This is a genomic window from Pseudoalteromonas sp. XI10 (genome assembly GCF_001469895.1).
GTDB lineage: Bacteria > Pseudomonadota > Gammaproteobacteria > Enterobacterales > Alteromonadaceae > Pseudoalteromonas.
This window is the reverse complement of sequence record NZ_LOPY01000019.1, coordinates 342,612-365,409: the sequence shown is the minus strand read 5'-3', so window position 1 is coordinate 365,409 and position 22,798 is coordinate 342,612. Positions and strand designations below refer to the sequence as shown.

Sequence of the window (22,798 nt, the reverse complement as noted above, 5' to 3'; positions counted from 1 at the left end):
CTTATTAGTTCATGATGCTTGCTAGTATTTCTAGCGCATGTTGCCTGTCACTCAATTCATACAGGTCATTTGTAAAAATAAACTCATCAACCTGTAGCGTTTGTTTAATCATACCCAGCTTATGCTTAACGCTCGCTTGACCGCCAACAACAGAAAGCCCTAAAAAGTTTTCTACTTGCATTTTTTCTTGCGCTGTCCACAAGCCTTCCATTGTTGCTACAGGCTCTTTAAGCCAAAGTGGCTTGCCGCGCATAAGAGCTAAGATACGTTGTTTCGCTGTGGTTGCTAAAAACTGTGCTTGCTCATCGGTGTCAGCTGCAACAACGGGTAAGCCAAGCATGACGTATGGCTTATCTAATACCTCAGATGGCTGAAATTCTCTGCGATACAATGCAATGGCATCTTCAACAAAGCGTGGCGCAAAATGACCAGCAAATGCATATGGCAGGCCTTTTTTTGCCGCAAGTCCAGCGCTATAAAGGCTTGAGCCCAGTAACCAGATTGGCACATTAGTGTCTTCACCTGGGATTGCGCGTACTGGAGAGTCACCTTTATATGGGCCAAGTAAAGCTTGCAGCTCCGTTACTTCATCATTGAAGCGCTCAGCGCGTTGTTCGTCACGGCGCAAAGCTCGGCTGGTAATTGGATCACTGCCTGGTGCTCGGCCTAAACCTAAATCAATGCGACCGGGGTATAAACTCTCTAGGGTGCCAAATTGCTCAGCAACCACCAGCGGTGGATGGTTAGGTAACATCACCCCACCTGCACCTACGCGGATATTCTGAGTTTTACCTGCGATGTGACCTATCAATACTGAAGTTGCGGCACACACAATACCGCGCATATTATGATGCTCTGCCATCCAAAACCGATTAAAACCCAGTTTGTCGGCTGTTTGTGCATAGGTAACACTGTTAGCTAGTGTTTGCGAAACGGTTTCGTACTCTTTCATTGGGCTCAATTCAAGCAATGAAAAAGGTGTGTTGCTAAGATCTGACATTCGCTCTCCAAAATTTAACTCTTTATAATTAGTTAATGAGAGCGAATGGTTATTTTTCAAATGCTAATTAAGCACGGCTTTGTTGCTGTTTTTCCACCTTTAGGCCATCGGCATCAATACCACGCTTCCAATAGGCCGATGCAACAATGTGTTCACGGTCAATTTCAAAACTGCTTGTAATTAAACGGCGAATTGCCTTCACCAAGTTTGCTTCTAATGCCATAAACACCATAGGTTGCGTGTTATAACCTGCGCATAAGCGTGTTACTTGGTCGAGTAAATCTGTTTCTGGCTCATCTGTAACTAACCATTCAACACTATGTTGGGTGTGTGCTTTAATTTGTTCAAGCTCAATGATGTCGGCTTTATCAGCAACATGAATAATGACATCGACAGTGGCATCTTGTGGCAGGGTTTGTAAGTAGCCATTGATTGCATTAACAGAGGTTAAATCTGCCAGCATTAAATAATGTGTTTGCGTAAAATCAGTGAGTTTTTTAGGGCCTGGGCCTGCTATACCTACCTCGTCGCCTACACACGCATTTTGTGCCCAGTTGGTTGCCACGCCTTGATGTTGGTTAACCACAAAATCGAGGGTAATTGCACCGTTAACAGGGTTAATATCACGAATAGTATAAGAGCGCATTAATGCAGGATGCTCAGCGTGTAAATCAAGTTCAACCTTTGATTCTCCGGCATGCGGGAGTAGTACCTTTACGTACGCACCTTTTGCATCTTGCGGAAAATCGGCAAACTCGTCTGAGCCAACGACAATTCTTTGTAGATGCGGGGAAATACGTGTAGTACTTAAAACGTTTGCACGACGAACTTTTCTAGCCATCTTGGTCTCCTAGCTGGTTAAATTGCACAACGCCCCAATAGTTGATATAGTCAACTATACGCTTTTAATTGACTTTGTCAACTAATGCAAACTTGCTTAACTTAGGTGAACCATGCCACAAACCTCTCTTTCTTCTGCTTTATTTACACTGGCACAAAGTTACCGTGTCACTGTACGCGAAGCCATTAACGCCAACGAGCTTGGTCTTAACGCAATGCATGTACGCTGTTTACATATTATTGCCGAAACACAGCACTGTACCGCCAATGATATTGTTGCCAAAACCGGTCGTGATAAAGCACAAATAGCACGCTTAGTAAAAGAGCTTATAAAGCTTGAGCTGGTTTCTAAATGTGCCGACGAAAATGACAAACGCTGTTTAATTTTGTCGTTTACTGAGCAAGGTAACGCCCTGTTCTCGCGTTTAGAAGTTGCAGAGCAAGAGGTTGATGCCAAACTTTGCCACGGTTTAACTGATCAGCAAGTACGTGATTTTATCGCTATTGCCACAACCATGATCGAAAATATCAATCACAACACCCCGTGATCTTATTGGCAAGATAACCACAAAACCACTATACTGTACAAATGTACAGTGCAGTGGTTTTGTTATGCGTGTTATTCCTATTTATATCGAAGCTGGCGTATGTGGTTTTGAATCACCGGCAGCACAATACAAAGAGCTAGGCTTATCATTAGATCAGCTATTGATTAAACACCCTGATGCAACATTTATTGGTATTGCCTCTGGCGAATCAATGCAAGGTGTGGGGATTTTTGATGGTGACTTGTTACTAGTTGATCGCGCCGAAGACGTTAAAAATGGCGATGTCATTGTCGCGAATCTAAATGGTTTATTTGTTTGTAAACTATTAGATAAACACAATGCACAGTTATTATCAGCCTCACCTAAATACCCTGCAGTGCAACTACGCCAATCTGATGAATTTCAATTAGAAGGCGTGGTCACTCGCTCAATTCGCTTACATCGCAGTAGTAAAGAGCTATTAGCATGTACGCCTTAGTCGATGCGGTGGCCTTTTATGCTAGCGCCGAAAAAGTATTTGATCCGGCTATTCGTAGTAAACCGGTTGTGGTTCTCACTAACAACGATGGCTGTATTTGTGCCGTGTGCCCTATTGCACGAAAACTGGCTATTCCAAAATTTCAGCCCTATTTTCAAGTAAAGAAAATACTCGAAGATAACCAAGTGGTGATCCGCTCATCTAACTATGAGTTGTATGCGGATTTAAGCGAGCGGATGATGAACGTGATTGGCCGCTTTTGCGATAATCAGCACATATACTCTATTGATGAATCATTTTTAAACTTTACTGGTTTCAAAAAACTTATTCACGACTGGCATAGTTATGGCCATGATATTCGCCGTACCGTATGGCGCGAAACAAAGCTGCCAGTCGGTGTTGGATTTGGCCCAACAGCAACCCTAGCCAAAGCCGCCAATCATGCAGCGAAAAAACTCCCCGGCTTTGATGGCGTTGCAGTGATTGACTCAGAAACTTCACGGGTAGCCATTTTAAAAGCCATGGACGTGCAAGATGTTTGGGGCGTTGGTCGACGCTTAGCTAAAAAACTCAAAGCAATGAATATCAATACGGCCTTTGATTTAGCCGAACAAGAACCACGAAAAATAAAACGCCTATTCAGTATTGTATTAGAGCGTACAGTGAACGAGCTACGTGGCAAAAGCTGTTTAGCGTGGGATGAAGTACGCCAAGACAAAAAAGAGATTTTTTCGACCCGTAGTTTTGGGGAGCGTATCACTGACGCCACAGCGCTGAAAACAGCACTGATCAATCATTGTGTGATTGTGGCAAGAAAACTACGTGCGCAAGGCTCACACACTCAACGCTTATTAATGTTTGTGGCCAGCTCTCCTCACCAAGATGGCTATTATAAAAAATCCTATATTTATGAGTTTAGTGTCGCCACCGCCGATAGTTGTGTGTTCGCCAATGCTATCAGCGAGGTATTTGATCATCTCTATAAACCTGGGGTGCGATTTTATAAATGTGGTGTAGGTGCTCTTGAGTTATCAAGCCACATGTTTCAGCAGCCTGATTTGTTTCAAGCGCCTATCGATAACCCTAAACTGATGAAGTGTCTTGATAACATTAACACCCGTTATGGCGTGGGTACACTTGCCATAGCCAGCGAAACTCCTACGACCCGTTGGCATATGAAACGCGCGTACTTATCGCCTCATTACACAACCCGCTGGCATAACCTACCAAAAATACATTGCTAAAAGTCTGCCAGCTTAGCATTTAGTAAACTGCATAAATCCTTAGGGGCCAATGCAATCTCAAGGCCTCGCTTACCAGCTGAAACATACATCACGTCAAAGCTATCTGCAGATTGATGCACATAGGTATTAAGGCGCTTTTTCTGACCTAGCGGACTTACTCCACCTAAAATATAACCTGTAGTATTTTCGACTTTTTGTTGTGGAGCCATCTGTACTTTTTTAACCTTTGCCGCCTTTGCCAGCATTTTCAGGTTAACTTGTTGGCTAACTGGCACAATAGCAACCAAAAGCTGGTGGTCAGCATCTTCAAGTACTAAGGTTTTAAATACTTGCTCAGCTGGTAGCTTAAGCTTTTCAACCGCTTCAAGGCCAAACTGTTGTTGCGAAGGCTCATGCTGATAGCTGAGCACATCAAAGCTAATACCTTTCTTCTTCAGTAAGTTTATAGCCGGCGTCATTGATTTTCCTATAACTAATTAATTAGTAGTCACTTTATGAAACATACCGTGAACATGGAATATAAGGCAATAGAAAAACCACTACAAAACACACGAAATAGACCTAATTCGACTACACTAAAGTGATGAATCTTGGGCAGGGTAACAAGCATGTCTAGACACACAGGGCTCTATCTAGCCAAACAGTTATTTATCATACTCACCCTATTGTATGCAGTGAATTTTGTGTGTAACGAATACCTCGCGTGGAGTGCCTACATGGATTGTCAAAGCAAATGCCATACGCTTGGCTTAGAAAAAGGCCGAATACAAAACACTACATTTTCAGAGGATGTGACTTTATGTCGTTGTCTTGCTGATACCGACTACTACGTTGTGCTGAACTAAATCTGAAAATACCGCCTAGGAATTAGGTAAATTTCACGTATTATTAAATTGATTATAAGTTAAACAAAGGAAAGTACATGTTTTTAGACTACTTTGCACTGGTCATGCTAGTGTTTGTAACGGTAGTAATATTTTATGGTGTTATTGCCATTCACGATATTCCCTACGAAATTGCCAAAAAACGTAATCACCCTCATCAAGATGCCATCCATTATGCAGGCTGGGTTAGCCTATTTACCCTACACGTGCTGTGGCCATTTTTATGGGTTTGGGCGACATTATGGCGTGATGACCGCGGTTGGGGTTTTAACCAGATCCAAAAGGAACAGGAAGACTTAGCAGAGAAAGTAGCTAGCCTAACAGCCACAGTGGCAGCACTACAAGCACAAATAAATGCCCAATCGAATAATAAAGAGAAATAGAATATGGATTTGTTATTAATACTCACTTATACCGCATTGTGCATTGGTATCTTTAAAGTTTTTAAAATCCCACTTAATAAATGGACAGTACCCACCGCGGTACTTGGTGGTGTGGTACTGATAGGCGCTTTGATCCTGTTAATGAACTATAACCACCCACATTCAAATATGGCCAGCAGTGCCTATGTCACAACACCTATTGTGCCAAATGTCCGTGGTACCGTTGAAGAAGTTGCTGTTAAGCCAAATCAGCCTGTTAAAAAAGGAGACTTACTGTTTCGCCTAGACGATACCTTATACCGAGCCAAACTAAATCAAGCTATTGCAGCTTTACAAGATGCAAAACAGTCAGTCCTGGGTTTAGAAGCGGCCTATAAATCAGCACAAGCCAGTGCCCTAATGGCTAAAGCTGAATATGATCGCAGTAAGAAAGAATACGAACGTTATGAAAAAGGCGCAAAAAGCGGTGCTTACTCAAAAGGCCAAGTTGATAATAAATTAGGTGTATACTTAGCAGCAAAGGCAAGTTACGAAGCAGCACAGGCCGAAGAGTTACGTCAAAAACTTGCATTTGAGTCTGAAATAAACGGCGAACAAACTAAAATTGCCGCAGCTCGCGCTAATTTAGAGCAAGCTCAGTTTAACTTAGACAGTACAAGCGTTTATGCACCTACCGATGGCTATGTTACACAACTAACATTGCGCCCTGGGATGATTGCAGTCCCTATGCCACTACGACCGGTGATGACCTTTGTGCACAAAGAAGATACCGTTTACGTCGCTGCATTTAGACAAAATTCACTATTAAGACTCGAACCAGGCTACAAAGCAGACTTTATCTTTAAAGCTATTCCTGGCAAAACCTTTGCGGGCGAAGTAATCGATGTATTACCTGCTATTGGTGAAGGGCAAGTACAAGCACAAGGCACACTGATGGGCACTGAGTTTTTTGCTCGCCAAGGCCGCGCAATTGTCACCTTAAAAATCACAGACGACATGAGTGAATATCACCTACCACAGGGAACAAGCACAGAAGTCGCTGTTTATTCAGAACACTTCGAGCACGTATCAGTGATGCGTAAAGTATTGATCAGAATGAAAAGTTGGCAAAACTACCTATTCTTAGATCACTAAAGTAGGCAATTACCAATAAAAAAAGGCGCTTATTAGCGCCTTTTTTACTCTCTAACTAAAGTTACTTAACTAGAGTTACTTAGTTAGGTCATCGAAAAACTTCTTAACACCGTCAAAGAAACCTTTTTCTTTTGGACGGTTTTTAGAGCCATCTTTACCCATGCTTTGCTCAAGCTCTTCAAGCAATTCACGTTGACGATCATTAAGATTAACCGGCGTTTCAATAACCACTTTACAGATCAAGTCACCTTGAGCGCCACTACGTACAGACTTAACGCCTTTACCACGCATACGGAACATCTTGCCCGTTTGGCTTTCTGATGGGATCTTCAGTTTTGCACGGCCATCCAGTGTCGGAACTTCAATTTCACCGCCCAGTGCTGCTGTTGTAAAGCCAATAGGCACTTCACAATACAGGTTATTACCATCACGTTGGAAAATCGGATGTTCACGTACAGAAACCTGAACGTATAAATCACCTGCTGGTGCACCATGCATGCCCGCTTCACCTTCGCCCGATAGACGAATACGATCACCTGTATCAACACCTGCAGGGATCTTAACAGATAAGGTCTTAGTTTTTTCTACACGACCTTGACCATGACAGCTGTCACATGGATCAGAAATAATTTGACCTGTGCCCTGACACGTCGGACACGTTTGCTGAACCGCAAAGAAACCTTGGCGCATTTGAACTTGGCCAGCACCATGACAGGTAGTACAGGTTTTAGGCTTCGAACCAGCTTTGGCACCACTACCATCACATGGCTTACAGCTAACCCAGGTTGGAACTTTTATTTCGACATCTTTACCACGAACAGCCTCTTCAAGGCTTAAGTCCATGTTGTAACGTAAGTCAGAACCACGTTGTTGACGTGATTGACGACGACCACCGCCACCACCAAAGATATCTCCAAACACATCACCGAAAATATCACCAAAATCACCATGACCGCCGCCGAAGCCACCGCCATGACCACCACCGCCTTGTTCAAAGGCCGCGTGACCGTACTGATCATACATTTGACGCTTTTGCGGATCAGTTAGTACTTCGTAAGCATCTTTTACTTCCTTGAATTTAGACTCAAGGTCTTTATCGCCTGCGGTACGGTCTGGATGATATTTCATCGCTAAGCGCTTATACGCTTTTTTTATGTCTCGTTCGCTAGCATCTTTGCTCACGCCGAGAACTTCATAATAATCGCTTTTTGACATATCTATCACACTACTCTTTTTACTGCAGCTACACTGCGTAAGATAAATCGACTGATACAAATCGTATTATGGTCATAACCATTTAAGATGATTAGCAACTTATCAATTTACCGTTTATATACATGCAAAAGGCGCGTCAAGCGAAATCGCTGGCGCGCCTCAATCATTTCATCCTAACTTAATTGGCTAAACAAAGCAGCCATTATTGCGTTAGGCAGAAGCGAAACAAGCAATTACTTGTCGTCTTTCACTTCTTCGAACTCTGCATCAACAACATCGTCGTCTTGTTTTGCAGAAGATTGCTCAGCACCTGCATCCGCACCGCCTTGTTGCTGCTGTGCTTTAGCTTGTGCAATTTCCATTAGTTTTTGTGACTTCTCAGCAAGAGCTTGCGTTTTCGCTTCAATCTCTTCTTTGTTATCACCTTTAATCGCCGCTTCTAGCTCTGTAAGCGCAGCTTCGATTGCTTCTTTATCTTCTGCAGGTAATGCATCACCCGCTTCTTCGATTTGCTTACGTGTTCCGTGAACCATTGCATCAGCTTGGTTACGAGTCGCTACTAGCTCTTCGAACTTCTTATCTTCTTCAGCGTGCGCTTCAGCATCACGAACCATTTTTTCTACTTCATCATCGCTTAGACCTGAAGAAGCTTGGATTGTGATCTTCTGCTCTTTACCTGTATCTTTATCTTTAGCAGATACATGTAAGATACCGTCCGCATCTACGTCGAATGTTACTTCGATTTGTGGAGTACCACGTTGTGCTGGGCGAATACCTTCTAGGTTAAATTGACCTAGTGATTTGTTATCGCTTGCACGCTTACGCTCACCTTGTAGCACGTGAATCGTTACCGCTGATTGGTTGTCTTCAGCTGTTGAGAAAACTTGTGATTTCTTAGTAGGAATCGTCGTGTTTTTCTCGATTAGAGCTGTCATTACTTGACCCATAGTCTCGATACCTAGTGATAACGGAGATACGTCAAGTAGTAGTACGTCTTTAACGTCACCAGCTAGTACACCACCTTGAATCGCTGCACCTACTGCAACTGCTTCATCTGGGTTAACATCTTTACGTGGCTCTTTACCAAAGAACTCAGCAACTGTTTTTTGTACTAAAGGCATACGTGTTTGACCACCAACAAGGATGATGTCATTTACGTCGCTTACTGATAAGTCAGCATCAGCTAGTGCACGCTTAAGCGGCTCGATTGACTTAGTTACTAAGTCTTCAACAAGTGACTCAAGTTTTGCACGAGTAACTTTAACGTTCATGTGCTTAGGACCAGTTGCGTCCGCAGTCACGTACGGTAAGTTAACTTCTGTTTGTTGTGCAGAAGAAAGTTCAATCTTCGCTTTTTCAGCAGCTTCTTTAACACGTTGCATTGCAAGAGGATCTGTTTTAAGGTCGATACCTTGATCTTTCTTGAACTCTTCAACTAAGTAGTTGATAACACGGTTATCGAAATCTTCACCACCTAAGTGAGTGTCACCGTTAGTTGCTAGAACTTCAAACGTGTGTTCGCCTTCAACTTCGTCGATTTCGATGATAGAGATATCGAAAGTACCACCACCTAAGTCATATACTGCAACAACGTTTTCACCTTTGTTTTTGTCCATACCGTATGCAAGTGCAGCGGCAGTTGGCTCATTGATGATACGTTTAACTTCAAGACCAGCGATACGACCAGCATCTTTAGTTGCTTGACGTTGTGAGTCATTGAAGTATGCAGGAACTGTGATTACTGCTTCAGTAACCGCTTCACCTAGGAAGTCTTCTGCTGTTTTCTTCATTTTTTTCAGCACTTCTGCTGAAATTTGTGGTGCAGCACGTTTCTCGCCACGTGCTTCAACCCATGCATCACCGTTATCAGCTTTAACAATGCTAAAAGGCATAATACCGATATCGCGTTGTACTTCTTCGTCTTCAAAACGACGACCAATTAGACGCTTGATTGCAAATAATGTGTTAGTTGGGTTAGTTACTGCTTGGCGTTTTGCAGGTTGACCAACTAGTGTTTCACCGTCTTGCGTATATGCAATGATCGATGGTGTTGTGCGATCGCCTTCCGCGTTTTCGATAACGCGTGCTTTATCACCGTCTAGTACTGCTACACAAGAGTTAGTAGTACCTAAATCGATTCCAATAATTCTACCCATGAATCTTCTCCAACTTCAAAATTCGTTAAAACGTTCGATGACTAGTAGATAGGGGTGCAGGAAACTGAATTCAACTGTAAAAATGAAAAAAATTTACTTTTTTTTGAAATATTTTCGAAATGGGCGTTTTTTCCACAAAAAGCGCTGTTTTCTCAGCCTGCTTGCAGGATAAACAAACTGGTCTGATGACTTTAGCTATGCTATAACAAACACCATAACAATAAATGTTAAGGAAAATTATGCATTTTGAACAATTACTCGCCATGGCAGCTGAACTTGGCAAAGACAAAACAAAAGTAATGCAGTTTCCAGAAAACTGGTGCCAAGGTCGAACAGCGTTTGGTGGATTATCTGCAGCTTTATTATATCAAGCTATACGTCAGCATATCGATAGTTCTCGCCGCTTACTATCTTTAAGTACTAACTTTGTTGGCCCGTTAATCGCTGATTGCGACTTTTCAATCGAAGTTGACGTTTTACGCGAAGGCAAAAACAGTGCTCAGGTACTAGCAAAAGTGATTCAAAATGGCGATGTTTGTGTTATTACACAAGCCTGCTTTGGGGCCGAGCGCCAGTCCGGTGTTCGTGTAGATGTCTCTAAGGCAATGCAGCTAAAACCGGTTGATGAGCGTTTCACCCTACCTTATAAAGAAGGCGTGATGCCGGCATTTTTCCAGCATGTGGCATTGTGTTTACAAGACGGCAATATGCCATTCTCTGGAGCAGACACCTCACATTTAGGTGGTTGGATGAAATTCAAACACGTGCCAGAGCAAATGGCTGAAGCCCATATCATCGCCCTAACAGATGCATGGCCACCAACCTTATTACAAATGTATAAGCAACCTGCACCAGCAAGTAGCATGTCGTGGTACATAGAATTTGTAGAAGAGCCTAAAATTGCACATGATGCTTGGATTGGCTACGAAGCAGTTACACATCATAGTAAGGATGGCTATGGGCTAGAAGATGGTTGTATTTGGAGTGAAGACGGTAAACTAATTGCACTGAGCCGCCAAACCGTCGCGTTATTCGCGTAACTCAGGCTCTGAAAGTTGCGCGTACTCAGTACCATCAAGGCGAATAATTGCTTGGTATTCGCCTGATTCTATGATTTCACCAAGACCCAAATTAAAGGTGTTTTTTAACGTTTTACTGTAAAAAAACGCAGGTCTTGGTGCTTCTTTAAAAATTGCATGCACAATAAAAGGTTTAACCTCAGCGCTTTGTTTGTATTTTTCTAAATAATATAAAAACACTCGACGCTCTAGGATAATTACATCGACCCAGCCTTTCATAAGGTGATCAACTTGCGCTTCTTGGTTAACTACTTCTTCGTAAGAGCGCAAAATATTAGTAACCGATTTAAAAGGTGCTTCAATGAAATTAGTCGCATTTTGAAATGCAAGCACGCTTTTACCTGCTAAATCGTAGATACTATTAATCTTAAGATCTTTACCAGCAAGACTAACCGCCACATTTTGATAGTGAAGAAGTTCATCGCTCTTGTATACATGTGAAGTAAGTACAGGAGGAAAGTTCAGCGCAATATCAACCTTGCCCTGCATAAGCTGCTGCTCAGCACGCTTATTCGACATGTAATGAATATCGATATTAGAGATGCCTTGCGATTTAAAAGCAGCTTTCAATATTTCAAGTTGAATGCCGCTGTTAGTGTCTTGAAAAACATAAGGAGGTAAGGAGGCGCTCGCAGCAACAATAATGGGTTTTTGCGTATTTGGCTCAGATAAACACTCGCCTTTAACACTAACAAACAACATTAAAAGGATAAATAATTGCTTCACTGCTCACCTTAAAGAATTAAATGTATTAAAAAGCGTAATCGCTTTGTACAAATATTAGCTTATATTAAACAAAGGTGCATTTGAATTTATACACTATTTGATGCAAACTTAACTAAGTTCTTGTTTAAGAGACCCTAAGTTTGCAAACAGCCTGTCCTAGCTGCGATCTTGTCATTGAGATCCCACACTTAAGTGCAAAACAAGTGGCAATATGCCCTCATTGCAATACAAAGCTTTCAGCATCGCAAGCTAACCAAGATAGTATGGTAGTCGCACTAAGCTTAAGTGCTATTGTTATGCTACTAAGTAGTATGTTTTACCCGTTCCTGTCTTTTACCAGTAGTGGTATTACCCAAACAATCACCTTACCCGATGCCGCTCGTATTCTATTTAATTACGACAACGACTTTTTAGGTTTGTTCATCGACACCAGTATTATTGGTCTGCCCTTATTGCTATTGGTACTCATAATCCCTTTGCATTTAGGCTTATTAAAAGCGTTACCGTATCAATGGGGAAAAAGACTGCTAAAAACCACCTTTGCGTTAGAACCTTGGATCATGTCTGAGATTTTTTTAATTGGCGTAATGGTCAGTATGGTTAAAATCATGTCGATGGCTGACATTGAATTTGGTGTAAGCTTTTGGGCCTATAGTGCTTTTGTTATTTGTTATGTAGCAGCTACAGCAAAATTAAATAAGCACACCTTATGGAAACAATTAAAAGAACCTGAATACATAGAGCAAACACAGCCTAACACGCGTGCTATTGATCAAGGGTTAAGAGCGTGCCATGTTTGTGGACAACTGTGTGCGACCGAAATCTGTTCACGCTGCGACTCTAAAACTTACAGTCGTAATCCTTTTAGTGTGCAAAAAGCCGCAGCGTGGTTATTAACCTCAGTGGCCTGTTATATTCCAGCCAATGTCTATCCTATTATGTACACCACAAGCCTTGGCGATGAAACTCCATCAACTATTATTGGTGGCGTAATGATTTTATGGAATAGTGGTTCGTACCCTATCGCAATGATCATCTTTTTAGCGAGTGTGGTTGTTCCCCTTGCCAAAGCGCTAATATTAAGTTTTTTATGCTTTATGGTGATGAGGCCAGCAAACAGACAAACTAAAAGCTATACGCGTATCTATCAATTGACTGAATTTATTGGTAAATGGTCAATGATCGATGTATTTGTTGTGGCGATTCTAGTAGCCTTAGTGCAACTCGGAAACTTAATGTCAGTAACACCTGGCATTGGCACAATATTTTTTACAACCATGGTTATTTGCCAGATGTTGGCAGCCCATGCGTTTGATCCACGTTTATTGTGGGATAACCCAGATAACTTAAGTACTGCGAAACAAGAGACCTTGGCATGAGCGAAACCGCTAAAATAAAAACAGCGCCAAATATATCAGCAATCTGGATCATTCCAGTTATTGCCTTATTAATCGGCGCATGGATGTTGTACCAGTATCAAGCAAATAAAGGCACCACCATTTTTATCAAAATGCCTCATGCAGAAGGTATTGTGGCCGGTAAAACAGAAATAAAAGTACGTAGCGTGAAGATTGGCCAAATCGACCATGTTCGTTTATCAGATAAACAAAATAGCGTCATTGCACGGGCGCAAATCGATAAACATTACGACGATTTACTCACAGATGATGCGAAAATTTGGGTGGTAAAACCACGGATTGACGATACCGGCATAAGCGGCATGAGTACCCTACTCTCTGGTGTGTATTTAGAATTTGCACCGGGAGAGAGTAAAAAGCTGGCCGAAAGATTTGAGCTACAAGATGAACCAGCTCTAATTGGTAAAGATGTAAAAGGTGGACGGTTTACACTATTAAGTTATAACGCAGAAGTGCTTGATGTGAGTACCGGTATTTACTTTAAAGATTACAAAATTGGCCAAATAGAAACCGCCACCTTTGATTGGAAGAATCAAGCTATGAAGTATGGCATTTTTATCAATGAGCCATATCAAAACTTGATCACCTTAAACTCTATTTTCTGGGTAAACTCAGGCATCGAAATAGACCTATCTGCAGATGGTATTAATGTTAATACAGGCTCGTTAAGTAAATTGCTCAAAGGCGGTATTTCTGTTGGTATTCCTGAGCAACAAGCGCCCGGTGAAGTGGCCAGTAACGGCCATAGTTTTTCTTTAAGTAATAGCTACAAAGCCGCCTTAGAAGAACGCTTTTACGATTTTGACTACTACTTAATCGACTTTGAGCAATCAATTCGCGGCTTACGCGCTGGCGCTCCTGTAGAATACCGAGGTATGCGCATCGGTAGTGTAGTTGAAGCACCTGCAAGTGTGATAATAGATGGTAAGCCTGCACACTTTAGAACCGATAACACCGCAGTACCTGCCCTGATAAAAATTGAGTATGGGCGCCTCTACCACGACAGTGCAGCAGCACGAGAGTTTTGGTATTCGAGTTTAGATGGCTGGATCAAAAATGGTCTTCGAGCCTCTTTAAAGCCAGGTAACTTACTCACTGGTGCGGTGTATGTTGACTTAGATATTTACGATAACGCAGAACCTGCCGAATTAAAGACAATAGCCGAGTACACCGTATTCCCGAGTGTATCAAGCGGTATTACAGTCATAGCCGACCAAGTCTCTGATGTATTGAATAAAGTAAATAACCTTAAAATTGAAGATAGCTTGGCACAAATGCAGACCACCTTTGCCGAGTACCAAGCGCTTGCTCATGACATGAGAGAGCTACTAAATAAACAAGATACACAAGACTTACCGGGTGATATTAATCGCAACTTTGCAGAAATGACTAAGAGCATGCAACAGTTCGATAAAACCATGAAACAATTTGAAAAAACTATGGCAAGTTATGAGCAAGGCTCAACATTCCACCAGCAGTTGCAAACAACTTTATCTGAATTTAAACGTTTAAGTGAAGAGCTGCAGCCACTCACACGAGGTTTAAACCAGCAACCTAATATGTTGATCTTTGATAAAGAGCTACCAGCAGACCCAACGCCGAGGAAACAATAATGAACTATAAACTCTGTGCTTCAGTTGCATCAGCGCTATTACTTTCGGCCTGCAGTCAAACGTCATTCTCGACTATTGAGTATTATCAATTTTCGCAGCCAATTATTGCAATGCAGCGCTTAGCTGAGAATACACAAGCTCAGCTCAGAATTAATACCGTACAGCTACGTGGTGCGCTTAATAATCGTGGTATTGCTATGGTTCTCGACAACAACCGAGTCAATGCTGCTAACTACCATTTATGGAGCGAATCACCTGATTTAATGTTAACCGCCAGTGCACATCAACAGCTTTACACTGAGCTTGATAATTGGATGGTAATAAAAGGTTTACCGGTGATCACCGATTTAGATCAGCAAAGTTTCTATGAATTAGAATATGAGCTACATCACTTCAACGGCGATGAGCAAGGCAATGCCAACATTGCAGGGCTTTGGCGTTTGTACTATACAAACCCTGAATCTGGCCGAAAGTTAAAGGCGGTCAATTACTTTAATGAGCTTACACCACTACAAGACAGTGATTACGAAGGGCTTGTCGCAACACTTGAGTCAACGTGGCTAAAGGTCAACAAACAGGTTGCAAACGAAGTATCAAAGCTTGCTCTTTAATAAGAGTTTTAGAGGCTGATTGTCATCGTTAATGATGACATCGCCTATAAACTCAAAACCAAGTTTCTGTAACACCTTCTGTGAACCAATATTTGTTTGCGAGGTTATTGCAGCAAGCACACCAAGCTCTAATACGTGTTTTTTTGCCATCAATAACCGAGCAGCAGATGTAATAATACCCTTGCCTTCATATTTAGCTAACAAGGCAAATCCTAAATCGGGAATAGCTAGCGCATCGCGCTGAAAGAGCCCCACCATTCCAACCGGTGTATCATCAGCTAAACATACAATATAACTGCCAAAGCCCAATTGCTGGTGGCTATTTATAAACGTTTGTTGAATATAATGTTCAGCTTGTGCGGGCGTATTAATATTTTTATTACCTATGTGCTCTAAAAATGTTGCTTGGTTCAAAAGCTCAACGATAAAAGTCGCATCATCAGGCTGCCCGGCACGTAAGTATATATCTAACATTTATTAAAACACCTTACTAACGACATCATTGGTAAAATTAAGGCAGTCTAGAACACGCTCTTTTTGTACTTTAGATAACTCGTCAATATCGAAATAGCCATACTCAGTGTGCTCATTACTCAACATTATCTCAGCGTCATCAGCTATATAAGCACGAAAAATAAACGCATGAGAGTTAAATGCTGTGTGATAATAAACGCCACTTAAATAAGCGATATCTACATCACAATTAAGCTCTTCTTGGCATTCACGAAGCAACGCTTGGTGAATTGTTTCACCTTTATCTAAAGCTCCGCCAGGTAGCCCCCAACTTTTTTGACCGTAATCAGCTTTTAGTAATAACACCTGACCTTGGTTATTGGTGATAACCGCATGGCTACTGAGTCTGTAAGTATCTGAAAATGCCATAATCCCTTTGCTCAATTAATGAAAAGTGACGTTATTGATGAGTGTAAAGTAATTATCCACCCAATAAAAATTGTTATTGGCTAAATTAATACTCAGGGTTATTTCTTCTAAGTTTGCTTTTCGAAAAAAGAAAAGCCCAAGCAATTGCTTGGGCTTTTGTTTATCAACTATTAATTTACTTTTGGAGTTTAATTCCTTTGTAATAACTCTCTAAGTTTTCAACTTTTGTTTGGTTTTTCAGATCAGCAAATGGTTTATCTGCAAACTTACTACCACGCATTTGAATATTTAAACGCGCAGCTTCACTATTGAGCATAGTTTTCTTGTAGTAATCTTTCAGATCAGCCAATGTTACTTTTTCAACTTCAGCGATAAGCTTTTCTTTAGAATCGAAGTTAAAGTTTTCACGGTACCAATCAGAAATAAGCGGCGACATTTCATCACTTAAATTCTTAGGTTGCTCTTTTAAAGACACAAGCGTTGCATTTTTAAGTTGTGCAAATGTTTCTTCTGTCATGTTATCAAGCTCAACGGCGTATTGCTTTTTGAACTCATCAAAACGCGCTTGCATTTCTTTAGGGCCTTTGACCGGTGTTTGAATATAAAGACCTAATGCAGAGTAGTCTTCGATAGGACGTGCTAGTGCACCAACCGCATAAGCCAGCTGCTCTTCAGTACGTAACTTATCAAACGCTACGGTTCTAAAGTGACTTTGTAAAATTTGTGCCTGTGCTTTTTGCTTATAACCTGGGGTTGGGTGAACAACCATATCAATAATTGCTACATCAGCTACATCAATATCTTTTTGCAGTACAATACGTTCACCAGGCTGAGGTAACCAAGCTTTGCTTCTGGCAAACTCAGTCGCTTTATGACCTTTAGGTAAAATTGCAGTTAACTTACTCGCAATAGATTCAACATCGTTTTGGTTATAGTTACCAAAAGTGAATACGCGTAGATCATTGGCTGCAAGTGTAGATTGTTTAATGGCAGCAAAATCTGCAAGGGTTAGTGTATCTGCCGCTGCAATCAAGGTTTCGGTGTCAAATTTACCACTACGAGTAAGCTTAGAGTACTCACCGAATGCTTGATAGAATGGGAACTGTTTTTGCTGATTTAGTAAATCACGCTTAAAACGATCGATTGCTTGGGCAAAACCTTCTTCAGACACATCTAACGTTAGATTTTCAAGGGCCTGAGCTAAAAGTACATCTTGTTTATCAGTGAAACCACTTAGCGATAACACAAGGCCGTTACTTGGTTGTAGCCCTAAACTCATACCTGCAACAGCTGCTTCTGTGCTTAGTTTGCTTTGTTGTAAGTTATAAAGATCAGCCCAAATTGAGTAAAGCACTTGTGATTTAACATTCACAAGGGCATCTGGCGTATTAATATAAACTTCAACAAGGCCTTTAGGTTGCTCAGCAAACTGCTGACTTGCTTGACGCCAAACTTTTACACCCCGCTTATCAAATACTAGTTCAGGGTGCGCTTGTTGTTGAAACTCAGCTGTTTTAATTGCAAAGCTTTCAGGTAATAAGCGGTTAACTGTTGGCAATGCTAAAGCGTATTCGCTCGGTTTGCTCCAACTTGCAACTTCTGCTTCGCTGATGTCTTCTATACGATATTTACCATCGTAAAAATGCAGCTGCGAATCTGTTTCTTCTTGTTGAGAGATATACCAAATACGTAAAGTATCTTCGTTTAATTGCGACAGCACATTTTGCACCGCGTCTGCATCAAACTTAGCATAATAATAAGGTGCATTAATTGCGTTGTTCACAGGGAACTTTTGCATGCTATCAGTTAAGTTACTTACATAACCAAACTCATCACCTTTTTCGAGGAATTGAAATTCATTGTTTAACGATGTACGAATTTCATTAAAGTATTTGCTATCAACACCCTGCTCTTTAATAAGCGCAATGTACTGCATAACCATAGCGACAATTTCTTCGCGGTTTTGCATGCCAGCATCAGTCAATTCAATATTAACCGTTAAGCTGCCGTAGTTACCATACTGTGTTGGTGCATCAGAAGCAGATAGACGTGACACCCAGCCTTTATCACGTAAAATTTGTGCCGGGCTACCTTGCATTTCGTTGCTTAAAAGGTAAGAAACAAAACGATTTGGTTTTACCGCAAATTGTGAACTGTTATCAGCAATAGTGAACTCTAACTGTAGTTGTTTTACATCTTCATTTGGTGAGTAGTAAACACGCTTTCCGCCAGCAACAGAAAAGTCTAACTTATCAGTCACCGTTGGTTTTTCGATTTTTTTATTTTCAATATCAGCAAAATACTGTTTAGCTTTTGCTTCCATTTCAGCCAGTGGACGATTTGAAATCATCGCCACTTTCATAATGTTCGATGAATAATATTTGTTATAGAAAGCAACGGTTTCTTTATGCAGATTGCTGCCTTCTTTATCCCCTAAAGTTTCTAGGTTACCAATTAAGAAGCGGTTTGCAGGGTGTGAGCCCATCATTTGACGCGCTAGTTTAAATTGGCCAAAAAAGTCCATTTCACGACGCATTGACCACTCTGCGTTTACCGCATTTTTTTCTTTGTCTGTGTATTCAGGGTAAAGCTTTGGCGATTTAAAAAAGTCTGCAAAGCGGTCAAGTGCTTCGTCGTAGGCATCATTGTTCACTTTGAACATGTAGTTTGTGATATCTAACCAGGTGTAAGCGTTATGTGCGCCACCATTTTTGGTCATGAAATCACTGTAACCTTTAGTGTCTGGGTAGCGGTCTGTACCAAGGAACAGCATATGCTCTAGGTAGTGCGCCATGCCTTGTTGCGACATAGGGTCGTGCAATAAACCAACGCCTACACTCAAAGCAGCAGCTGATTTTTCAGCACTAGGATCTGAAATTAAAATTACATCAATTTCGTTATCTAGTTTTAATGTTTTGTACTCACGGGTGTCGTTTGGGCTGATAACTAACGAGTCAGGAATAAGGTTAGTATTAGCTGCAGGAGGCGTTGTGGTAGAAGTAGAAGAACAACCTGCTAACACTGCAAAAGCGATTGCACTGAGTCCAATTATTTTTTTCATTATTTTGTATCCATTAGAAATTGAATAAATTTTTATTTATCATGTGTTTTCGAGCGCCGCAATTCAATGCTTTTCAGCTAAGTTACAGCAAAACTTTGTAACACATTGTGAAAATGCAATACTTACGGTTAAGATTAATAGCAATAACTATAACAAAGGATGAGCTATGGAAAAGTGGCTAATTGTAGCAATGTTCACTCAAGTCTTTCTGACTTTTACTGTCATGTACATTATGGGTAAGCGTCGTTTTCGTGCGGCAAAACAAAAAACCATCGAGATGAAAGACTTCTTAACAATGGAGCTTGAAAAGGCTGGGGATAATGTTCGCGTAGCAGATCGTAACTTTATCAATCAATTCGAAATGCCTGTGCTGTTTTTTATTGCGTGTTTAACAGCTCTGCAAGTCAATGCTGTAGGTACTGTATTTGTTGTCCTTGCTTGGGTTTATGTTGCATTAAGAATTATTCATAGCGTAATACACTTAACTTCAAACACCTTGAAGGCGCGCTATTATAGTTTTGTTGTCAGTAGCTTTATAATGCTAATAATGTGGGTGCTGATTTTAGTTAGAATCTTCTAATAATCATCAATACAAAGAAATAAGGCGCTTTTGGCGCCTTATTAACTTTGCTGGTTGGAATTATTTACGACGACTAAATCCTGCAAGAGCTAATAAAGATAGCATCCACGCAAGACTCCCCCCTGAGCTACTACCATCATTGTCTGAAGAGTTATCTTCATCAATTAGCGTGTTCTCTTTTGGTGATAAAGAAGCAGACGAATTCGGATCATCATCAATCACAGTCACACTGTTAATGTAAAATAAGTTTTCACCACTGAAACCTGATGTTGTATCTGGGCACTGCTCTTCATTAAGATTTACTACTGGGATTTCTCCACAGTGAACTAAAGAGGTGATTTGTTCTAAAACATCCATACTCTGTACAGTTACTTCACCAAAAACAGTAAAGCCACCATTTTGTAAGTCGAGGTTAGCGCTGTTATCTTTTAAATTGAAAAACCACTGACTTGTCGCACTATTAGCATTACCACCAAGCTTGGCCATTGCAATGGTACCTTTAACATTCGACAGCTCTGGCTCATTGGTAATAGCGTCAGCAGTTTCTATCGCCTTAAAATCAGTATCAAACTTAAAACCACCACCTTGCAATACAAAGTTATCAACTGAGCGATGGATAACCGTACCGTCGTAGCTGCCATCTGCAACATAGTTTAAAAAGTTTTCAACGGTAACAGGTGTATGTTGATCATAAAGATGAACAGTAATACTGCCCAGATCTGTCTGCATTTCAACAATTGTAGCATTGGCTGTAAAACAGCTAGCCAATAAAGCAGTAGCAAGTAGATGTTTTTTCATTGTTTATCTTTCCTGATAATTTTTATTATAAAACTGCAAGAAGCTTAAACAAAATAGACAGGCGCTTAAATAGCAAACAAAACAGTTACACAAAACGCGCCAAATCAATTACAACTCAGTTACATTGATTTACACCATGTATTCATTATGGTTATAAAAAATTTAAAGAATAAATCAAAATCGTCTTATCAAATAGGCTCAGTTTGTTAGTATCTGCACGACAACAATGAACACACAGGAATGAACCATGGCGAATGAAGAGAACGCAATATGCGATTTTGGCCTACACCAAGGTGAGCCTTATAGTAAGTTACCCGCTAGTTTTTTAAATTGGATGGTCGGCAATAATCATCAAAAGTCTCATTACGCAGAACAAGAACTACAACGCAGACAACTTGCCGCAACAGGACAACTAAATACAGAAAATAGCGACAAAAGTTTATAAAAGACATTTAATTTAAACTTAAGTCGTTTAAACTAAGCGCATAATTAACCTACTGCTCTATTCAGGCAAACAATTATGCGCTTTTTTTTACTAACATCACTACTGGTTACCCTAACCGCATGTAGCTCCTCTTCTAATAATACTGATTCAGCCCAATATTTAACTCTGCTTCATACTAATGATAACCATGGTCGTTTTTGGCATAACGAACAAGGTGAATATGGCATGGCTGCTCGTAAGACTTTAATTGATCAACTAAAAGCCGAAGCCAAAGCACAAGGTCATGCTGTTTTATTGCTTTCTGGTGGCGATATCAATACGGGTATTCCAGAGTCTGACTTACAACACGCGGAGCCCGATTTTAAAGGTATGTCGGTAATTGGTTATGATGCCATGGCAATTGGTAACCATGAGTTTGATAATCCTCTTTCAGTACTTGATCAACAACAAAAATGGTCAAACTTCCCTTTTTTATCAGCCAATATCATAGATAAAACAACCGGTGAAACTCGTTACAAAGGCTATAAAATCTTTGAAAAGAATGGGCTAAAGATTGCTGTAATCGGCTTAACTACCACAGATACCGCTAAAATCGGTAACCCGCAATATATCGGTGGCCTAGAATTTAAAGACCCTACAGACGTGACTGCAAAGTTAGCTCCAGAAATTGATAAACAGTACAACCCAGATATTACCATCGCCGTTACTCACATGGGTCACTATGTTGATGCTAACTTTGGTATTAATGCACCCGGTGATGTGACTATGGCGCGCAACTTACCAAAAGGGATGCTTGATATTATTGTTGGCGGTCATTCACAAGAGCCTGTGTGTATGAAAGAAGCCAATGTTGCTGACAAAAGCTTTATACCAGGTAAAGAGTGTAAGCCTGACCAACAAAATGGTACTTGGATCATGCAAGCCCATGAGTGGGGTAAATATGTTGGTAAAGCTGAATTCAAATTAGAAAACGATGAATTAACTTTACTCAATTACTCACTTATTCCTGTAAATCTTTATATCGATGATGAAAACGGTAATAAAAAGCTAGCTGCTAAGTACATTGAACCAAACAAAAACTTACAAGACATCCTTGCGGTTTATCAGCAAAAAGGCGCAGCACAAATTGCTGGTACAATAGGTAACGTGGATGCAAAACTTGAAGGTGACCGCAATAAAGTACGCTATGAGCAAGTAAACTTAGCACGCGTTATTATTGCTGCACAAATGCAGTCAGTGGGTGCTGATTTTGGTTTGATAAGCGGTGGCGGTATTCGCGATAGCATTCAAGCAGGCGATGTAAGTTATAAAGATATTTTAAAAGTTCACCCTTTTAAAAACCGTATCACCTATATTGATATGACAGGCCAAGAGCTATTTGACTACTTACAAGTTGTTACTTCTTTCCCACCTGATTCAGGTGCTTACTTACAATATTACAAGCTAAGCTTTAAACGCGACAATGAAACTTTATCTGATGTTAAAATTGCCGGTAAGCCACTTGATACGGCTAAAACTTATCGTATGAGCATTAACAGCTATAATGCCTCCGGTGGTGATGGTTACCCTACTCTTACTAATAAAAAAGGATTTGTAAGTACAGATGATACAGATGCACAAGCATTAAAACGTTTCTTTGAGCAAAATAGTCCTGTTAAAGCGGCTGATTACGCCCCTAAATAAAGACTACTTAAATAGAAAAA

The 22,798-nt window shown here is 40.8% G+C and carries 24 protein-coding genes; 14 read left to right on the top strand and 10 right to left on the bottom strand.

What is annotated here, in order from left to right; all coding sequences use genetic code 11:
* Window positions 1–4: 4 nt before the first annotated feature.
* Window positions 5–1,000: an LLM class flavin-dependent oxidoreductase gene (locus tag AUR67_RS04775; protein ID WP_058584331.1), complete on the bottom strand. Its 996-nt coding sequence runs from the start codon at window positions 998–1,000 to the stop codon at window positions 5–7.
* A gap of 67 nt (window positions 1,001–1,067) precedes the next feature.
* Entirely contained in the window at window positions 1,068–1,841 is a 774-nt protein-coding gene (locus tag AUR67_RS04770) for a siderophore-interacting protein (protein WP_058584330.1), read from the bottom strand.
* Between the two features lie 112 nt (window positions 1,842–1,953).
* On the opposite strand from AUR67_RS04770, the gene AUR67_RS04765 reads away from it, so the two are divergent.
* From AUR67_RS04765 to AUR67_RS04755, 3 genes are all read left to right on the top strand, one after another.
* Window positions 1,954–2,388 carry a MarR family winged helix-turn-helix transcriptional regulator gene (locus AUR67_RS04765; RefSeq protein ID WP_058584329.1) on the top strand — a complete coding sequence of 145 codons (435 nt, stop codon included), beginning with the start codon at window positions 1,954–1,956 and terminating at the stop codon, window positions 2,386–2,388.
* A gap of 64 nt (window positions 2,389–2,452) precedes the next feature.
* Window positions 2,453–2,866, top strand: coding sequence for a LexA family protein (locus AUR67_RS04760; protein WP_054552219.1), 414 nt, complete (start codon window positions 2,453–2,455; stop codon window positions 2,864–2,866).
* Window positions 2,854–4,110, top strand: a complete 1,257-nt coding sequence (locus tag AUR67_RS04755; protein WP_058584328.1) for a Y-family DNA polymerase — start codon at window positions 2,854–2,856, stop codon at window positions 4,108–4,110. Before AUR67_RS04760 ends, AUR67_RS04755 begins: the two co-directional genes overlap by 13 nt.
* On the opposite strand, the gene ybaK is transcribed toward AUR67_RS04755, so the two are convergent.
* Window positions 4,107–4,568, bottom strand: coding sequence for a Cys-tRNA(Pro) deacylase (gene ybaK / locus AUR67_RS04750; RefSeq protein WP_058584327.1), 462 nt, complete (start codon window positions 4,566–4,568; stop codon window positions 4,107–4,109). The genes AUR67_RS04755 and ybaK overlap by 4 nt on opposite strands.
* Window positions 4,569–4,718: 150 nt before the next feature.
* Between ybaK and AUR67_RS21000 the strand changes: the two genes are divergently transcribed.
* The 3 genes from AUR67_RS21000 to AUR67_RS04740 all read left to right on the top strand — a co-directional run bounded on the left by AUR67_RS21000 (window position 4,719) and on the right by AUR67_RS04740 (window position 6,511).
* Window positions 4,719–4,955: a hypothetical protein gene (locus tag AUR67_RS21000; RefSeq protein ID WP_152996478.1), complete on the top strand. Its 237-nt coding sequence runs from the start codon at window positions 4,719–4,721 to the stop codon at window positions 4,953–4,955.
* 77 nt (window positions 4,956–5,032) lie between these two features.
* On the top strand, window positions 5,033–5,377 hold the full coding sequence (locus AUR67_RS04745) for a DUF3302 domain-containing protein (RefSeq protein WP_054552213.1): 345 nt from the start codon (window positions 5,033–5,035) through the stop codon (window positions 5,375–5,377).
* A 3-nt stretch (window positions 5,378–5,380) separates the two neighbouring features.
* Window positions 5,381–6,511, top strand: a complete 1,131-nt coding sequence (locus tag AUR67_RS04740; RefSeq protein ID WP_054563085.1) for an HlyD family secretion protein — start codon at window positions 5,381–5,383, stop codon at window positions 6,509–6,511.
* Between the two features lie 75 nt (window positions 6,512–6,586).
* On the opposite strand, the gene dnaJ is transcribed toward AUR67_RS04740, so the two are convergent.
* Complete coding sequence (gene dnaJ, locus AUR67_RS04735; protein WP_058584326.1) at window positions 6,587–7,726, bottom strand: molecular chaperone DnaJ; 1,140 nt, start codon at window positions 7,724–7,726, stop codon at window positions 6,587–6,589.
* A gap of 233 nt (window positions 7,727–7,959) precedes the next feature.
* Window positions 7,960–9,882: a molecular chaperone DnaK gene (gene dnaK, locus AUR67_RS04730; RefSeq protein ID WP_058584325.1), complete on the bottom strand. Its 1,923-nt coding sequence runs from the start codon at window positions 9,880–9,882 to the stop codon at window positions 7,960–7,962.
* Between the two features lie 239 nt (window positions 9,883–10,121).
* Here dnaK and AUR67_RS04725 point away from each other — a divergent pair, with 239 nt between their 5' ends.
* Window positions 10,122–10,922 carry a thioesterase family protein gene (locus AUR67_RS04725; RefSeq protein ID WP_058584324.1) on the top strand — a complete coding sequence of 267 codons (801 nt, stop codon included), beginning with the start codon at window positions 10,122–10,124 and terminating at the stop codon, window positions 10,920–10,922.
* Here the strand turns inward: AUR67_RS04725 and AUR67_RS04720 are convergent.
* A complete protein-coding gene (locus tag AUR67_RS04720; RefSeq protein ID WP_235591785.1) occupies window positions 10,911–11,687 on the bottom strand; it encodes a substrate-binding periplasmic protein in 777 nt (258 codons plus the stop codon). The two genes, AUR67_RS04725 and AUR67_RS04720, sit on opposite strands and share 12 nt — an antisense overlap.
* A 140-nt stretch (window positions 11,688–11,827) precedes the next feature.
* On the opposite strand from AUR67_RS04720, the gene AUR67_RS04715 reads away from it, so the two are divergent.
* The 3 genes from AUR67_RS04715 to AUR67_RS04705 are packed head-to-tail and all read left to right on the top strand — an operon-like array spanning window position 11,828 to window position 15,329.
* Window positions 11,828–13,066 carry a PqiA/YebS family transporter subunit gene (locus AUR67_RS04715; RefSeq protein ID WP_058584323.1) on the top strand — a complete coding sequence of 413 codons (1,239 nt, stop codon included), beginning with the start codon at window positions 11,828–11,830 and terminating at the stop codon, window positions 13,064–13,066.
* Window positions 13,063–14,718, top strand: a complete 1,656-nt coding sequence (pqiB, locus tag AUR67_RS04710) for an intermembrane transport protein PqiB (protein WP_055021213.1) — start codon at window positions 13,063–13,065, stop codon at window positions 14,716–14,718. The genes AUR67_RS04715 and pqiB overlap by 4 nt, the downstream gene beginning before the upstream one ends.
* On the top strand, window positions 14,718–15,329 hold the full coding sequence (locus tag AUR67_RS04705; protein ID WP_054563079.1) for a membrane integrity-associated transporter subunit PqiC: 612 nt from the start codon (window positions 14,718–14,720) through the stop codon (window positions 15,327–15,329). The genes pqiB and AUR67_RS04705 overlap by 1 nt, the downstream gene beginning before the upstream one ends.
* Here the strand turns inward: AUR67_RS04705 and AUR67_RS04700 are convergent.
* From AUR67_RS04700 to AUR67_RS04690, 3 genes are all read right to left on the bottom strand, one after another.
* Window positions 15,312–15,803 (bottom strand): GNAT family N-acetyltransferase, encoded by a 492-nt coding sequence (locus AUR67_RS04700; protein ID WP_058584322.1) that lies wholly within the window; start codon window positions 15,801–15,803, stop codon window positions 15,312–15,314. The genes AUR67_RS04705 and AUR67_RS04700 overlap by 18 nt on opposite strands.
* 3 nt (window positions 15,804–15,806) lie before the next feature.
* Window positions 15,807–16,211, bottom strand: a complete 405-nt coding sequence (locus AUR67_RS04695; protein WP_054563077.1) for an NUDIX hydrolase — start codon at window positions 16,209–16,211, stop codon at window positions 15,807–15,809.
* A 175-nt stretch (window positions 16,212–16,386) separates the two neighbouring features.
* Window positions 16,387–19,272 carry an insulinase family protein gene (locus AUR67_RS04690; RefSeq protein WP_058584321.1) on the bottom strand — a complete coding sequence of 962 codons (2,886 nt, stop codon included), beginning with the start codon at window positions 19,270–19,272 and terminating at the stop codon, window positions 16,387–16,389.
* 166 nt (window positions 19,273–19,438) lie between these two features.
* On the opposite strand from AUR67_RS04690, the gene AUR67_RS04685 reads away from it, so the two are divergent.
* Entirely contained in the window at window positions 19,439–19,852 is a 414-nt protein-coding gene (locus tag AUR67_RS04685) for an MAPEG family protein (protein ID WP_058584320.1), read from the top strand.
* Window positions 19,853–19,912: 60 nt separating this feature from the next.
* On the opposite strand, the gene AUR67_RS04680 is transcribed toward AUR67_RS04685, so the two are convergent.
* Window positions 19,913–20,620 (bottom strand): peptidylprolyl isomerase, encoded by a 708-nt coding sequence (locus AUR67_RS04680; protein WP_414858322.1) that lies wholly within the window; start codon window positions 20,618–20,620, stop codon window positions 19,913–19,915.
* On the opposite strand from AUR67_RS04680, the gene AUR67_RS21530 reads away from it, so the two are divergent.
* From AUR67_RS21530 to ushA, 3 genes are all read left to right on the top strand, one after another.
* Window positions 20,598–20,666: a hypothetical protein gene (locus AUR67_RS21530; protein WP_350338400.1), complete on the top strand. Its 69-nt coding sequence runs from the start codon at window positions 20,598–20,600 to the stop codon at window positions 20,664–20,666. The genes AUR67_RS04680 and AUR67_RS21530 overlap by 23 nt on opposite strands.
* 231 nt (window positions 20,667–20,897) lie before the next feature.
* Window positions 20,898–21,095: a hypothetical protein gene (locus AUR67_RS04675; RefSeq protein ID WP_054563072.1), complete on the top strand. Its 198-nt coding sequence runs from the start codon at window positions 20,898–20,900 to the stop codon at window positions 21,093–21,095.
* Between the two features lie 75 nt (window positions 21,096–21,170).
* Entirely contained in the window at window positions 21,171–22,778 is a 1,608-nt protein-coding gene (gene ushA / locus AUR67_RS04670; protein WP_058584318.1) for a bifunctional UDP-sugar hydrolase/5'-nucleotidase UshA, read from the top strand.
* The last annotated feature ends 20 nt before the right edge of the window (window positions 22,779–22,798 follow it).

What these genes read in the sequence shown, in the direction of transcription:
- AUR67_RS04775 (WP_058584331.1), bottom strand. Translation starts at nt 1,000, where the DNA reads ATGTCAGATCTTAGCAACACACCTTTTTCATTGCTTGAATTGAGCCCA.
- AUR67_RS04770 (WP_058584330.1), bottom strand. Translation starts at nt 1,841, where the DNA reads ATGGCTAGAAAAGTTCGTCGTGCAAACGTTTTAAGTACTACACGTATT.
- AUR67_RS04765 (WP_058584329.1), top strand. Translation starts at nt 1,954, where the DNA reads ATGCCACAAACCTCTCTTTCTTCTGCTTTATTTACACTGGCACAAAGT.
- AUR67_RS04760 (WP_054552219.1), top strand. Translation starts at nt 2,453, where the DNA reads ATGCGTGTTATTCCTATTTATATCGAAGCTGGCGTATGTGGTTTTGAA.
- AUR67_RS04755 (WP_058584328.1), top strand. Translation starts at nt 2,854, where the DNA reads ATGTACGCCTTAGTCGATGCGGTGGCCTTTTATGCTAGCGCCGAAAAA.
- ybaK (WP_058584327.1), bottom strand. Translation starts at nt 4,568, where the DNA reads ATGACGCCGGCTATAAACTTACTGAAGAAGAAAGGTATTAGCTTTGAT.
- AUR67_RS21000 (WP_152996478.1), top strand. Translation starts at nt 4,719, where the DNA reads ATGTCTAGACACACAGGGCTCTATCTAGCCAAACAGTTATTTATCATA.
- AUR67_RS04745 (WP_054552213.1), top strand. Translation starts at nt 5,033, where the DNA reads ATGTTTTTAGACTACTTTGCACTGGTCATGCTAGTGTTTGTAACGGTA.
- AUR67_RS04740 (WP_054563085.1), top strand. Translation starts at nt 5,381, where the DNA reads ATGGATTTGTTATTAATACTCACTTATACCGCATTGTGCATTGGTATC.
- dnaJ (WP_058584326.1), bottom strand. Translation starts at nt 7,726, where the DNA reads ATGTCAAAAAGCGATTATTATGAAGTTCTCGGCGTGAGCAAAGATGCT.
- dnaK (WP_058584325.1), bottom strand. Translation starts at nt 9,882, where the DNA reads ATGGGTAGAATTATTGGAATCGATTTAGGTACTACTAACTCTTGTGTA.
- AUR67_RS04725 (WP_058584324.1), top strand. Translation starts at nt 10,122, where the DNA reads ATGCATTTTGAACAATTACTCGCCATGGCAGCTGAACTTGGCAAAGAC.
- pqiB (WP_055021213.1), top strand. Translation starts at nt 13,063, where the DNA reads ATGAGCGAAACCGCTAAAATAAAAACAGCGCCAAATATATCAGCAATC.
- AUR67_RS04705 (WP_054563079.1), top strand. Translation starts at nt 14,718, where the DNA reads ATGAACTATAAACTCTGTGCTTCAGTTGCATCAGCGCTATTACTTTCG.
- AUR67_RS04700 (WP_058584322.1), bottom strand. Translation starts at nt 15,803, where the DNA reads ATGTTAGATATATACTTACGTGCCGGGCAGCCTGATGATGCGACTTTT.
- AUR67_RS04695 (WP_054563077.1), bottom strand. Translation starts at nt 16,211, where the DNA reads ATGGCATTTTCAGATACTTACAGACTCAGTAGCCATGCGGTTATCACC.
- AUR67_RS04690 (WP_058584321.1), bottom strand. Translation starts at nt 19,272, where the DNA reads ATGAAAAAAATAATTGGACTCAGTGCAATCGCTTTTGCAGTGTTAGCA.
- AUR67_RS04685 (WP_058584320.1), top strand. Translation starts at nt 19,439, where the DNA reads ATGGAAAAGTGGCTAATTGTAGCAATGTTCACTCAAGTCTTTCTGACT.
- AUR67_RS04675 (WP_054563072.1), top strand. Translation starts at nt 20,898, where the DNA reads ATGGCGAATGAAGAGAACGCAATATGCGATTTTGGCCTACACCAAGGT.
- ushA (WP_058584318.1), top strand. Translation starts at nt 21,171, where the DNA reads ATGCGCTTTTTTTTACTAACATCACTACTGGTTACCCTAACCGCATGT.